This window comes from Ensifer sp. 22521 (genome assembly GCF_052044795.1).
Classification (GTDB): domain Bacteria; phylum Pseudomonadota; class Alphaproteobacteria; order Rhizobiales; family Rhizobiaceae; genus Ensifer.
Genome location: NZ_JBQENM010000023.1, coordinates 77,353 through 91,300, shown reverse-complemented (window position 1 = coordinate 91,300; position 13,948 = coordinate 77,353). Strand labels below are relative to the sequence as shown.

Genomic DNA, 13,948 nt, shown 5'->3' with positions numbered 1-13,948 from the left:
ACCGCGGGTTGAGGGGGGGACGGAAGCCGATGCAGGCCCATTTGCGAGCGCCAGGCGAGGGTGCGTCGGCGCGCTTCGTTACCCAGGCGCGGCTCGTGCGTATCAGGGGGCAGAATGTTCTGTTCAGTGCGTCGCAGCACGCGATCTTCGCCCTGAACGATACGGCCGCCGATATCTGGCGGTTGTTGGAGGAGGGACTGCCTGCCGAAGCCGTTGCGCGTGGTATTGCGCGTGACCGCATTGGCACCCGGGATGCGCACGGGCAGGTCAAGGCAGCGCTGGAGGATTGGCAGCGTCTCGGGCTGATCCGGCCCCATATCTCGCCGCACGACGTTGCGGCACAGGGGTATGTGAGCCAGATGCTGAGCGTCGCCGGCCGCCGCATGCGCATCCTCTATCCAAAAGCCCACGCTCTTCCGACGATGACCATATTCAGGCACCTCGAAGTCGGCGAGGGCGATACCGACGTCGTATTCCAGTTGGCGGCCTATGCTGGCCGGCTGCACCTGTTTCGCAATGGCGAGTGGATCGTGGCGTCGGCTCCCAACGAGATGGCGACGATCTTGAAGGGGGAAATGCTGAGTGATGTCCTTAGGGCCGCCACCTATGAACTGGCTCTCCACGCGGCCGCTCTTTTAAAGAACGGGCGCCTTGTTCTGCTGTGCGGCGAGCCGGGGGCGGGCAAGACAACATTGACGCTTGCGTTGGTTCATGCCGGGTTCGGCTTCGCGTCGGACGATGTCGCGCTGCTGAATGCTGATGGATGCTGTGTCGGGCTTCCATTCGCACCGGCCGTCAAGTCGGGTGCCTGGCCGCTGTTGGCGGATTACTTCCCCGACCTCGACACCACGCCAACGTTCCGCCGCCCGGACAACCGGCGTGTACGCTATCTTGCGCCAAAAGCGTCCGCCGCGGTCACAACGGAGTCTTGGCCTGTGGGTTGGGTCATTCTGCTCCAACGAGATCGCGCTGCCCATCCCGGCCTGGATCCGATCAACCCGGTGGATGTCCTGAGGGGCCTGGTTGGCGGCGCATTCGCGCCGAGCGGTGAACTCGGCGACACCGGCTTCGACGTCCTGACCCGCGTCATAGCGTCGGTGAGAGCCTACCGCCTGACCTATTCAGGGCTCGACGACGCGGTCGGGCTGGTCGAGCGAGCCTGCGAATGATACCTGTCGCGAACTCGCTCGACGCGTTGATCGCTGGCCTGTGCGGTCGGTTGGAGGAGCCGCCGGACTGGCAGGGAATGATCGCGCTGGCGAACCAGACCCTGCTTACGCCGGCCTTGTTCGCGTCATTTGAACGGGCGGGTCTCTTGGAACGCGTGCCGGGAGATGTGCGTGACTATCTTCAGTTCATTCGCGACTGCAATCGAGAGCGCAACCAACGCTTGCGAAGGCAATTGCATGAAGCCGTTGCAGCTCTGAACGCAGTTGGCATTGCTCCGGTTTTATTGAAGGGTGCAGTGCCGCTGTTTCTCTCCCAAGCAATTCCGGACCGGATAACGAGCGACATCGATCTGGCCGTCACGGCGCGCGACGAAGCATTGGCTCAAACCTGTCTCGAAGTCCTGGGTTACGTCCCCCTGTCCCATGGCCGCGGCCTGGCGCGCGATCAGGACGTCGGCGTGCTGGAGCTGCGCGCGCATCGTACCGATGGCTTTTCGCGTCCCAAGCTCGTCCGGCAGAACGATCTGCTGGTGAAGATCCCTCCGGCTCAGTCTCGCGCCCTGCACTGGATCGTGCATGACCAGCTCAAGGAAGGTGACTACTGGCGAGGACGAATAGACCTCAGGCACATGTACGACCTGGCCCAGCTTGCCGAAAGCGAACCTCTCGACTGGGCTGGACTTCGAGCGACCGTGGTGGACAAAAGTGTACGCAATGCGGTCGATACGCAGTTGCTGGCCCTGTATCGCTTCTTCGGGACGAGCATTCCGCGCGAGTGCGCAGAGCGCCCAACGATCCGGTTTCAGCATTGGAGACGCGTGTTTGCCTCGCGTCACCCGATCTTGGGCGCGCCGTTGCGACTGGCTGGCAACGTGGTCTGGGGCGCAAGACGGTTTTCACGCGTGCGAGACCTGGCGCGGCACGATCCGGCCTATCTCGCTCGCCGGATCGCGATCGTTCTCTTAAACAGAAATATTCGCTCTAAGGTATGAAGTATGTATATATTGATGAAAGTTGTTGATTGCCTTGCTTCATTCAAGGTGTTAAAATCCAGAAACAATCTTAAGTCGCGTCATCGGAGAGTGTCATGTCTATAAGTTCTCAGCATGATGTGAAAAAAATACAAGAAGAACTTAGCGCTGAATCCGAGGCGCGTCGAGATTTTCTCTTAAAAGCAGGAAAATTTGCTTCGATAACTCCGCCCGCCATTACGTTGTTGCTCGGTACAAGCTTGAGCTCACGAGCGATTGCCAAATCCTGTGGATCGCGCCCTAAACAAAAAGCGCACTCGGGAAAGGGATGGGGAGACAAGAAACATGCCCACTACGGGTCACGCGGCCAACTGAAAAAAGTCGCCGGCCTGGATTTTGAGAAGCGCAAGAAATAAACCGCACTGACGCAAGTCAGGTGTCTTGGGATCACGCGGTGATCCTTAAGTGTTGACGAAGCCGGCGGAAATGCCGGCTTCTTTCGTTTCATCATATCTCATGCTCAAAAGCGGCAGACCAAGTCCCTTCAGACAAGCAGGCTTGCGCGGACGAAGTTGTCGTCGTGGAGTTGTTCGGCATGCACGCCGAGCAATGTCAGGTGGTCTGTGCCGCTGAGATTGGCCACCACGTTCGCGCCCTGGTTCGACGCCACTTGCCGGAACTCATTGGCGCTATCGATGCCGTAAGCACGCAGATCGAGTGCATCCCCCGTGCCGGCGCCGGCGCGGAAATTGACGATCGTGTCGTTGCCGTCACCAGCCTGGAAGACAAAGAGATTGCTGTTCTTGCCGCCGACGAGCGTGTCGTTGCCGCGCCCGCCCGTTAATGTTGCATTGCTTCCGAGCCCCCAGAGATAGTCGGCAGCTGTCGTGCCGTTCAGCACATAGCCTCCGTTTGAGATTGTCGGGGCACGGCCTGCAGGCGTCGCGATGAAGTAGGTATCCGTCAAAGAGCTGGTGACGGTGGTGCCGTTGAAACTGGTCACGTTGTAAAACTCGATCAACATTCCCTGATCGGTGATTGTTACGAGGCTGGCGCCGACATTGGGGACGTCGCGCCCCGCACCGCCAATGCCCGTGGTGGTGTAGGGAAGTTGGAGCCCGTCGCCGTTATCGTCTCGGTTTTCGCGGTAGTAGTTGTGCTGGTGCCCAGCGAAAACCGCGTTCACGCCCCAGGGTTCGAAGGGCCAGCGCATCGTGCTGGTGCTGCCGCTCGGATTGTAGGCCGTGTGGTGGAAGTAGGCGACGTTGAAGCTTGCGTTCGACGCGTCGAGCGTTGTGTGCATCCACTGGCCCTGGACCGACGTCGAACTACGGCCGTCTGGATCCTCCTTGTTGCTGTTGAGGGCAAAGAAATGCACCGGCCCGATCTGAAAATCGTAGTAGCGTTCGTTGTCGGGCAGAGTGAAATAATTCAGGTAGTTGGTGACATTGTTCTCGCCATATTCGTGGTTGCCGAGTACGGGGAAGAAGCGGTTGACGGCGCTGCCGGCGCCATAAGCGCCCTGATAGTTGCCGATGTAGTCGTGATATTGCTGGCCTACCGCCCCATCCAGGGTTTGCGGTGCGTAGACGTTGTCGCCGACAGTAAGGGCGAAGTCGACATTCCAGCTGTGAATGAGAGTCGAGACCGCCTTTTCTCCATTGAGGCTTGTGTCTCCGAAATCGCCGAAGACCGCAAAGCGGTAGAGGGTCTGCGGTCCCGCTTGGGCTGCGACGCTGACGATGTAGTCGTGCTCGGCCGTGCTACCGTCTAAGGACGTTGCCGTTACGTGAAGGGTGATCGAAGGTTCGGTCTGGGCATTGAGAGTGCCAGTACCCGATCGTGTAATCACGCCGTTGGCATCGATGGTAAAGCGGCTATCGCTTAGATTGTAGGTGACAGTGGAGCCTATATCGGGATCGCTTGCCGAGGCGGTGATGCCAACTCTGGTGCCGGCGGGAGAACTCTGGACGATCCGGTTGGTGGCTGTATCGGCGTCGGCCGGCGTTCTGAAGGTGACGGGTTCATCACTGTCGAGAACGCCGAGAGTGTAGGTCTGGGTGGCGGTGCTACGATCGGCCGAGGTTGCCGTGACAGTCAGCGTGATCGAGGCCTGGGTTTCGAAGTCGAGCGTGCCGACACCGGAGCGGGTAATCACACCATTCGAGCCAATAGAGAAGCGTTGGTCGTCGACGCTGTAGGTAACGGTCGAGCCGGCATCCGGATCGCTGGCCGAAGCGGTAATGCCCAAGGCCGTGCCCGCGATGGCCAGCTCCGCGATCTGGTTCGCACCGGGATCTGCATCGGAGGGTGTGTTGAAGACAACGGGCGCGCTTGCCGGCGGTACGTAGTATTCAATGTGCAGCAGCGGCGCTGCCGCGGCATTGCTATCAAATGCTCTTGCGGTGCGCGTGCCGGTACCTGTTACAAGGAGCACCATGTCGTTGAGCGCCGTCCAGCCGTTGCGGTCGATGATCTCCTGAACGATCGCCTTCAGGTCCGGCGTTCGCTGCGCGAATCCTGCCGCTCCCCGGGTTGTCCAGTCCGCAGGCGCCCATGCGACCGATGCGTCGGTTGCGGCACGGTTAGACACATTGAACTGAGCGGTCGTAAACGCGGCGGCATCGTCCACATCCTGGCCGCGGATCATGAGCGACACAGCTCCCGTGCTCACCTGGTCGACGGTAAACTGAATGTAGGCATTGGTGATGATCGCGCCCTTTGGGATGTCGATGCCGGTGAAGCGCATGCCGACGGTTTGGACCTTGGCGCCGTCGACCGTCAGTTCCAGATCGCTGCTATTGGCAGAGACCGAGCCCGAAGCGGCTTCTTCAACATCGTCGAGGCTGGCGATCACTCTTTTCTCGAAGACCAAGCTGTTGGTGGCAGGCGGACTGGTGATGACAGTGTAATCGTGGGTGGCTGTGCTGCCATCGGACGAAGTCGCCGTTACATGCAGCGTGATCGTCGGCTCGGTATCTGCATTGAGCGTTCCGATCGCGGAGCGCGTGATGACGCCGTTGCCGTCGATAGCGAAACGCGGATCGTTGAGGCCGTAGCTCACCGTCGAGCCAGCATCCGGATCACTGGCCGAAGCAGTGATGCCTATCCGGGTGCCGGCGGCAGCATTCTGGTCGATCCTGTCGGCGGTCGGATCGCTATCGGCCGGATTGCGAAAGGCGATTGGCTCCTGACTGTTGAGAACGCTGACCGTAAAGGCCTGAACGGCCCTGCTTTGGTCGGATGAGGTTGCCGTGACCGTTAGCGTGATCGAGGTCTGAGTTTCGAAATCCAGGGTGCCTGTGGCCGATCGGGTGATGACGCCATTTGCGTCGATGGTAAAGCGTGCGTCGTCGATGCTGTAGGTGACGGTGTCGCCGGCGTCGGGATCGGCCGCCGAAGCGGTGACGCCGATGGCCGTGCCGGCGGACGCGAGCTCGGCGATCTGGTTTGCGCTGGGATCGCCGTCAGAAGGCGTATTGAAGACGACCGGATCACTGGTCGGCGGCACGGAATATTCGACATGCAGGAGCGGTGCGGCAGCCGGGCCGCCATCATAGGCTCTTGCGGTACGCGTACCGGTACCGGTGATCAGGAACACCATGTCGTTGACCGCTGCCCAGCCGTCGCGGCTGACGATTTCCTGGATGATTGCGCTGAGGTCAGGGGTGCGTTGGGCAGGGTCGGCCGCTCCGCGCGTCGCCCAATCCACCGGTTCCCACGCAACCGATGCGTCGGTGGCCTGACGAGAGGTGACGTTGAACTTCGCAGTGGTGAAGGCCGCAGCGTCGTCCACGTCCTGGCCGCGGATCAAGAGCGAAATCGTCCCCGTGCTCACCTCATCGACGGTAAACTGGATGTAGGCGTTGGTGATGATTGCTCCCTTGGGGATGTCAATGCCGGTAAAGCGGATGCCGACGGTCTGGCCCACGCCGTCATCGACGGTCAATTCGAGGTCACTGCTGTTCAGGGACACCGAACCGGTTGATCGCTCCTCCGCGTCGTCTGCGCTTGAGGCCACGCGCGCCTCGAAGATCGGATCGGCCGCAAGTGCCGTGACTGCAGCACTGTTTAGAGACGCCGTGTCGGTATCGGGTGTCTGCGACATCGGCTCCGTTGCCGGCGCGATCGACCGCCGCAGTCCACTTGGCTGCGTGTCAAAGTTCGTCGTCTGCTCAGGGGCGCCGGCTGGCGCTGGGTTGCCGATCGTCGCGACGACAGGGCCCTGGTCATCGTTCGCAACGGTGGAGGGACGCTCGCTGCGGTTGACGGATGCGAAGAAACCCCAGGGGTCGCTAAGGTCAATTATCGATCGTGGTTGAACTGCCCTCAGCCCGATGAAGCCAATCGGATCGGCGTCGAGATCATCGAACACGTAGTTGCCGTTGACGTCAAAACTCAGCGCAAAATCCAGCGCGAGCAGTTTTGGGTCGTCGAGGGCGGACGGGATGCGAGACAGCTTGGACATGTCCAATCTCCTTTCCGCGGGTTGCGGACAATTGGGGCAAGCCGGCAAGGCCGGTGCTTCCAGGCCCGCCGTGCGGCCAGGCGCACGACGGGGTCACGTCAGGCTGTGGCCCGACGGCCGATCATGTACGTTGGTCGCGCTCACGCAAGCAGCCAGTGGTCGAGCTGGAACTCGTAAAGCTTGCCGTCATTTTCGTTCGGGTTGGAATCGTTGTCGACGCCACGGTCGACGATGTAGAGGCTCATCTGGTTCGCGTCATCGCTGCTCGGCGCGAGGGCCAGACCGGCCACTTTGCGGGCATTGGCCGCCGAAATATCGAGTGTGCCCAGCTGCTGTCCCGTCGTCGACATCATGACCACCTGAGTACGCGACTTGACGACATAGAGCAGGTCGTGAACAGGATCGTACTCGACGCAAGGATCGCCATTCGAGAGCGTGCCGATCGAAAAGCTCGTCACCACGTCATCGCCGCCGGTGGAAGCCACTCCATCGAACTTGCCGTTCGCGCCCGGATTGATCGTGTAGATATTTGCCGAGCCGTCCGCGAGATAAAGCACACCGCGCTTCGTATCATAGGCTAGGCCCTCAGGGTCAGAACTCCCGAAGGCGGACGTCTTGAACGAAGTCACGATGTCATCGGCTGTGCTGTAAAGTCCGTCCGTTCCCGGGTTGAGTTCGTAGACGCTCTTCGTGCCGGTATCATCGGAGAAATAAAGGTGCCGATTGGTTGGATTGTAGGCAACGCCACTTGGCTCGTCCGAGAAACTGGTGGTGGTCATCGACCTCACCAAGCTACCGTTCAGGCTCATCTCAAAGAGGTTCTTTCCCTGGAATATCGACATCTCATCGACTTCGCCGTCGGAAATCATCAAGGTGCCGAGATGGGAAATGTAGGTTACACCCGATGGGTCCGGGCTTGCCGGCGACCACTGCGAGGTCAGAACGGTATGTACGAGCGTCGCCGACGTGGGCGGACTGGGCGTACCTGAGGTGACGTTGACGCTGTAGTCATGGGAGGCGGTACTGCCGTCCGAGGATGTCGCGGTGACGGTCAAGGTGATCGAAGGCTGGGATTGGGCATTGAGCGCACCCGTGCCCGAGCGGGTGATGATGCCGTTCGAATCGATTGCGAAACGCGTATCGTTCAGGCTGTAGGTGATGGTCGAGCCGGCATCCGGATCCGCCGCTGACGCCGTGATGCCGATCTTGGTGCCCGCGGGTGCGTCCTGGGTAACCTGATTTGTGGCCGCATCGGCATCGGCCGGGGTCTTGAAGGCGACCGGCTCCTGGCTGTTGAGAATGCCGAGAGTGTAGCTCTGGGTGGCCGTACTCTGATCGGATGATGTCGCTGTCACCGTCAGAGTGATCGAAGTCTGGGTCTCGAAGTCGAGGCTGCCGACGCCCGAACGCGTAATGACACCGGTCGCGGCGTCGATGGTGAAACGCGCATCGTCTATGCTGTAGCTCACCGTATCACCGGCGTCGGGATCGCTTGCAGAAGCGGTGATGCCGACGGCCGTTCCGACAGCAGCCAGTTCCGCGATCTGGTTGGTGATGGGGTTGGCATCGTCCGGAGTATTGAAGGCAACAGGTGCGCTTGCCGTGGGTATGTAATATTCGATGTGCAGAAACGGCGCGGCCACGGCATTGCCATCGAAAGACTTGGCAGTGCGGGTGCCGGTCCCCGTGACCAGGAAGGCGATGTCATTCAACGCCGCCCAACCGCCACGATCTATAATCTCCTGAATGATCGCCTTCAGGTCGGGCGTACGTTGCCCGGTGCCAGCCTCACCGCGTATCGTCCAGTCCGCCGGTGCCCAGCTGACCGATGCGTCTGTGGTCGGTCGTGAGGAGACATTGAATTTTGCGGTGGTAAACTCGGCAGCGTCGTCCGAATCCTGACCACGGATCAGTAGTGAAGCTAACCCCGTGCTCACCTCGTCCGTGGTGAACTGGATGTACGCGTTGGTAATGATCGCACCCTTCGGGATATCGATGCCGGCAAAGCGCAAGCCGACCGTTTGGCGCGTGCTGTCATCATATCCAAGTTCAAGATCATTGACATTGCCGGTTATTGAACCAGAGGCCTTTTCCTCGGCGTCATCGGCCGCACCTGACACGCGTGTCTCGAAAGTCGTCGGTGTGCTGCTGCTGGAAACCGCAAAACTCTGAGCGCTCATCGTCTTGGCGGCTCCTGCGTCGCCGTCAGACGCCAGGGTTGGGGATACGGTCTCGGTGTGGTTCGCCACCCCGCTTTCGGCTGGAGCCGTGGCGTCGTCGTGGTGCGTTGGCGCGCCCCATGGATCGAAGCCAGTGGGCCAGCGGTCCCAGTCGCCGATCCCCTCGAACGAGACCGTCGCTCGCAGTATGTCTTGGAAAAATGAAGCCAATGCATCGGCAGCGGAGATGCCGGTCAGTGTCATTGATCCGTCAGCGGTCAGCCCATCGCCCTTGAGGCCATAGTCGAGGTCGATATCTGCCAAGAGCTGTTTGACGCTAGGAAACCGAGCCAGGCTGGTCATGTCGTATCTCCAATGAAAGAACGCAAGGGGCAAAACGCGTTGAACCGGCGGCTTTTCCTTGGGTTCGGTTCGGTTTTGATCGGCATTGGCGCCGATCGGCTCAATTGTCTCTGGCCGCTGGACCGGTTGTTTCTCCGTCCTTCGGTTCTGAACCAATCTCCAATGCGTGACCTTATGCCTTGGCTTCGGTCACAGAGGGCTCGGTTCCCGGTTTCCCATTCTCCTTGAAGAGCGCAGCCCAATCCTGCCGGGCTCGATACGAAGTCATCAGGACAGCCGGGATATCGCCCAAGCGCCTTCCTCCTGGATTTTGCCGCGCCGCTCGTAGGCGCGCTGGTCACGCAGGATCTGGATGGCGATCGTCAAAAGCTTGCGTGCAATCGCCCCACGCGCCTTATTGATTTCTCTGATCTTCAGGTGCTCGTGCTGGGCGCGAAGCTCAGGATCGCTGGCGACGGCCGGTGCGACCGCTTCGACGAAGGCCCAGCGCAGCCACTTGTTGCCCTGCTTGATGATCTTGCCGTAGTGGGTCTTACCGCCACTCGAATAGGTCGACGGTATGAGGCCCGCATAGGCGGCCAGCTTCTTCGGGTTGCGGAACCGGCTGATATCGTCGATCTCCGCCTCGATCAGCCTTGCGAAGAACTCGCCGATGCCGGGGATCGTCTTCCCGTGTCGAACGCCAACCGGATAAGCCGAAAGGCTGCAAGCGTGACTGTCCCCCGATCATCACCTGCATCTCAGTGATCCGTTCTGTCCAGAGGCGACCTCTTTCATGTCACCTCCTTTTTCCGAGGCGGCTCTGCGAGCCAGCCTTTGCGGGTCTGCTATCCGTGTGGATGCTCGCCGAACGCCGGGCATCCCGGGGCAACGCCGAAGCCCGCGGCTGAAGGAGCGGCGCCGTTGGTCAAGGCGGCGTCGCACGTTCAGATCGCGGGGATGGGCTTTAGAACGCTGGAGCATCGTCGGCGGGACTATGCCCGCCGAATGTTGAAGAGCGACCTCCTTATCCTGGCCGGCTTCGACGCAGCCACGCCGGCGCCATCCCTGCGATCAGGCGAAGCATCGACTGTCCGTCCCGCCCAAGAAACAGCGTCGGCAACAGCCAGCATGACACCAGCCCCGACGCGCCGGCGGCAATCGCCACATTGAGAAGGAGAACGAGGGGCGCCACTTGGACTTGGCGCAATTGATCGACCGCGATCCAGGCACACGCACCGACCACGCTTGCAAGTGCAAGCGCTGGCGCATGTGCCCCGATGAATTCGGACCAACTGATCCCGGTAACGCGCAGGCTCAGATGCGCCATCAGCATGAAATTGGACGCGACTGCCGCGACGACGCCGGCCGCCACACCTGTCACGCCCCAGAAATGTCCAAAGAAGGCGCCAGTCGCCACGGTGACCACGAATATCGCCTGCCGCCATGCCCTTGCGTATACGACACCGGTGGCACGCGAGATGGAGTCGCTGAGCTTGTAGCTTGTGCGGAACAACATACCGACGGCCAGGATCTGCAAGGGAGCGACGACCGCGTTCCATCCCGGACCGAGCAGGACCAAAACGAGCTCGGGCGCTGTTATCGCGACGACGACGCTTGCCGGCAGCACCACAAGTGCGCAGGCCGCCACCGCACTGCGATAGGCGCGAGCGAGCCGGGCGGGCTCCTGTTGCACGAGGGCCATCGTTGGAAACAGGACGCGGTCGAGAATCTGGCCGATGATGACCGCCGGCGTCGTCATGAGCTGCGAGGAAAGCGAATAGATGCCGAGCGCTTCCGCTCCGAGCCAGCGCCCCACGATGATTTTGTCCACTTGGGTTGCGAGGTAGTTGCACACGCGAGCTATGGTGAACCCGCCACCGAAATAAAGCAGCTCTCCGGCTGCCCGTCGCTCAAGCAAGAGCCGCTTGGGATGTGGTTGGCCGATGAGCAGCACGACCGTGCGCAGCAGGTTCTGGGTCATGAGTGCACCGACAAGCGCCCAGACGCCGAAGCCAGCCAAGGCAAAGATCGGTGCTGCGATCACGAAGCCGACGGCAAAAGTCGCCGCGTCGACGGCGGCCAGCCACTCGAACCGCAAAGCCCGCTGGGCAACGGCTTGCGCCACCAGTGCGATCCCTTGGCAAAGGAAGACCACACTGGTGGCACGCACGACCGTTGCCAGTTCGGTAAGTCGCATGGCGTGGGCGATAGCCGGTGCGACCAACCAGACCAGTCCGGCGATCAGGAGGCTAAGGACCAGCGACAATGTAAAGCCGACCCGAAGGTGACGCTCGTCGAGTTCGGGTCGCTGCACGATTGCCGGCGCAACACCGAGGTTTTCGAAGATGGTTGCGAGCTTGATAATGACAAGAGCCGCGGCATAAAGCCCGAACTCACTGGGAGAAAGGAGCCGGGCGAGCACGAGGAGCGCGACAACCTCCGCCAGGGCGAGGGCCCCCATGGACAAACCCGTCCAGAACATGCCCACGACACTGCGCTTTGCCAGTCCCTGTCGGATATCGCTCACGCCTTGCACTCCTCAGGCGAAGGACCTAACACGGCGCCCTTGCCGGCCTTCTCTGATCGAAGCGGAAGGGGTACTTCGTAGCCATATACGCGCATCTCTTCTTCGACTTCCGGCAGGATCGCCTGCAGTTGTTCTGGATCGAAACGAAGCCATTTCTCCTGGCGCGTGGGGTCGACCATCTCCTTGGCGACACGAAGGATATCATCGCTGCAGACGAGCCCGCAGTGGTCGTAGATGCGGCGCAAGGTCGTCTCGGTATCCTGCATCAGGTCCTCATAGCGACAGGTCAATACGCGGCCTTCTCCGAGCTGGGCGAGATCTTCTCTCGCCCGGCGGTTGCCACGCGCCCATTGGCGGGCAATTACGGTCAGCTTGTCGTGTTCCCTCAGATCCTGATCGATCCCCTCGTATTTCGGCCCGTAGATCGGCGCGTATTTCTTCCGCAGTATCTTCTTGACGAAGATTTGTCGGATCAACGCGCCGGCATAATGGTGAAGCTGTGTTATTGGAGTTGTCGCAAGCGTTCTCTTCATTCCCTTCAGCGTCTTCGTTCGCTGCCATTTCAGTTCCATGGAGCTGATATAGGAAAACGGATTTCTCGTGATGAAGAGGAAAGTCGCCTCAGGGAAAATCTGGTGCACATAGGATGAGCGAAGGACGTTGGACGGGGTGTTCTCCATGATCTGCCGGCCACCGTTCCTTACCTGAAACTCGAGGAAGCGGCCGCGGATGTAGCGGATAACCTTTTCCGTCGCATCGCGCTCGGTAAACACGTCGTGGCACCGCCCGGGATCCGCGTAGAGCCAGAGCGCCCTCGGCTCATACCAGGTCACCACATCAGGATGCAGGCCGATCAATTTCTGTGTGATGGTCGTGCCTGATCGATAGTTACCAATCAGGAATATCGGGGGTCTGAGTTTGGTCGCGATCACGGCAAACCTCGTTCTGTGGAGATACCGGGCAAAGCAAACGGCAATGGTGGCCCAACCTGGGTTGAGCCTATTCGTCCCTGAAAGCGCGCATCATCTGGTCCGACAAAGGCTTCATCAGATAGGACATCACTGTCCGATCCCCGATCGTGATGAACACTTCGGCGGGCATGCCGGGAACGAGGGCCAAGGGGCTTGCGTGTGCCGGACTATCGAGCGTCGGCGTGATCCGCGCGACGTAATAGCTCTCGTTCGTTCGCTGGTCATGCGTGACGTCGGCCGAAATCAATGACACGACACCTTGGAACTCCGGCGTAATGCGCTGATTGAAGGCGGTAAACCGCAGCAGGGCGCTTTGGCCGACTTGAATCTGGTCGATGTCTTGGGGGGCAACCTTTGCCTCGACCGCCAAAACATCGTGATCCGGAATGATCATCATGATCGGCTCGCCCGCGCCGATCACGCCGCCAATGGTGTGCACCGTCGACTGATGGACGGTACCGCTTGCGGGTGCACGGATATCGACGCGCAGAAGTTGATCCGTGGCCGTAACCTGGCGTTCCTCGAATTCAGCGATCTTTGCGTCGACGTCACGTAATTCGCTGCCGGTCGAGCTCGAGAATTCTTTGTCCAGCTGCAGGATTTGGAGAAGCACCTCAGCGATCGCGCCCCGCGCCTGTGCAGTGCTGGCAATCAACTGTGCCCGCTCGCCCTCAATCCGGGTCGCGTCGCGTTCGTAGGCCGTCAGCTTCGACAGCGGCGTGAGTTTCCTTTCAACAAGATCGCGAATTCCCTGGAGTTCTTCCCGGATCAGCTCGATCTCCTTTTTCTTGGCCCTTCCTTGGGCCAGGTAGCCCTCGATCTGCTTCTGCAGTTGCTCGATGCGCTCACGCAGCCGCGCCTTGTTCCCGGATCGTTCGAGGCGACGTATCTCGAACAATCGCCGCTCGCTCTCAACCAGTGCCGCGACCTCCGGTTGGCTCATCCGCGCGGTGAGTGTCGGGGCGATGGTCAATTGTTGGTCGCCATCGCGCTCAGCCTCGAGGCGTGATTTTCGAGCGTAGAGCTCGTCCAAGCTCTTGGTCACGAAGGCCAGATTGGCGCGGGGCACGACGTCGCTGAGCTGCACGAGAAGATCGTCGGCTTCAACATGCGCGCCGTCTCGCACAAGGATCCTGCTGACGATGCCGCCAGTCGGGTGCTGGACCTTCTTGCCATTGGAAGCGACAACCACCACGCCGTGGGCGATGATTGCGCCCGAAATCTCAATGGTTGCGGCAAATCCGCCGACCACGCCGAAGAGCAGGGCGATGATAGTCACCCCGCCCAGAAGGTTACGGCGAATGGAGCGTCGGTGGGAGTGTGTCGCGTTCATCTGAG

At 60.5% G+C, this 13,948-nt stretch carries 8 protein-coding genes and 1 pseudogene; 3 read left to right on the top strand and 6 right to left on the bottom strand.

Annotated elements, in window-relative coordinates; translation table 11 throughout:
• The first annotated feature begins 29 nt into the window (after positions 1–29).
• The 3 genes from ACTJKE_RS27795 (at position 30) to ACTJKE_RS27785 (ending at position 2,556) form a co-directional block, all read left to right on the top strand.
• On the top strand, positions 30–1,169 hold the full coding sequence (locus tag ACTJKE_RS27795; RefSeq protein WP_440693096.1) for a PqqD family peptide modification chaperone: 1,140 nt from the start codon (positions 30–32) through the stop codon (positions 1,167–1,169).
• Positions 1,166–2,161 (top strand): nucleotidyltransferase family protein, encoded by a 996-nt coding sequence (locus tag ACTJKE_RS27790; RefSeq protein WP_440693094.1) that lies wholly within the window; start codon positions 1,166–1,168, stop codon positions 2,159–2,161. Before ACTJKE_RS27795 ends, ACTJKE_RS27790 begins: the two co-directional genes overlap by 4 nt.
• A gap of 95 nt (positions 2,162–2,256) precedes the next feature.
• Positions 2,257–2,556, top strand: a complete 300-nt coding sequence (locus ACTJKE_RS27785; RefSeq protein WP_162764614.1) for a hypothetical protein — start codon at positions 2,257–2,259, stop codon at positions 2,554–2,556.
• A 128-nt stretch (positions 2,557–2,684) separates the two neighbouring features.
• On the opposite strand, the gene ACTJKE_RS27780 is transcribed toward ACTJKE_RS27785, so the two are convergent.
• The 6 genes and pseudogenes from ACTJKE_RS27780 to ACTJKE_RS27755 form a co-directional block, all read right to left on the bottom strand.
• A complete protein-coding gene (locus tag ACTJKE_RS27780; protein WP_440693092.1) occupies positions 2,685–6,608 on the bottom strand; it encodes a metallophosphoesterase in 3,924 nt (1,307 codons plus the stop codon).
• Positions 6,609–6,748: 140 nt separating this feature from the next.
• Positions 6,749–9,130 carry an RTX toxin gene (locus tag ACTJKE_RS27775; RefSeq protein ID WP_440693090.1) on the bottom strand — a complete coding sequence of 794 codons (2,382 nt, stop codon included), beginning with the start codon at positions 9,128–9,130 and terminating at the stop codon, positions 6,749–6,751.
• A 267-nt stretch (positions 9,131–9,397) separates the two neighbouring features.
• Positions 9,398–9,799 (bottom strand): annotated as a pseudogene (locus ACTJKE_RS27770) (transposase); the annotation flags it as partial.
• Positions 9,800–10,136: 337 nt separating this feature from the next.
• Entirely contained in the window at positions 10,137–11,639 is a 1,503-nt protein-coding gene (locus ACTJKE_RS27765; RefSeq protein WP_440693088.1) for a lipopolysaccharide biosynthesis protein, read from the bottom strand.
• Positions 11,636–12,571, bottom strand: a complete 936-nt coding sequence (locus ACTJKE_RS27760; RefSeq protein WP_440693086.1) for a sulfotransferase family protein — start codon at positions 12,569–12,571, stop codon at positions 11,636–11,638. The genes ACTJKE_RS27765 and ACTJKE_RS27760 overlap by 4 nt, the downstream gene beginning before the upstream one ends.
• A gap of 67 nt (positions 12,572–12,638) precedes the next feature.
• Positions 12,639–13,943 (bottom strand): HlyD family type I secretion periplasmic adaptor subunit, encoded by a 1,305-nt coding sequence (locus tag ACTJKE_RS27755; RefSeq protein WP_440693084.1) that lies wholly within the window; start codon positions 13,941–13,943, stop codon positions 12,639–12,641.
• Positions 13,944–13,948: the final 5 nt, after the last annotated feature.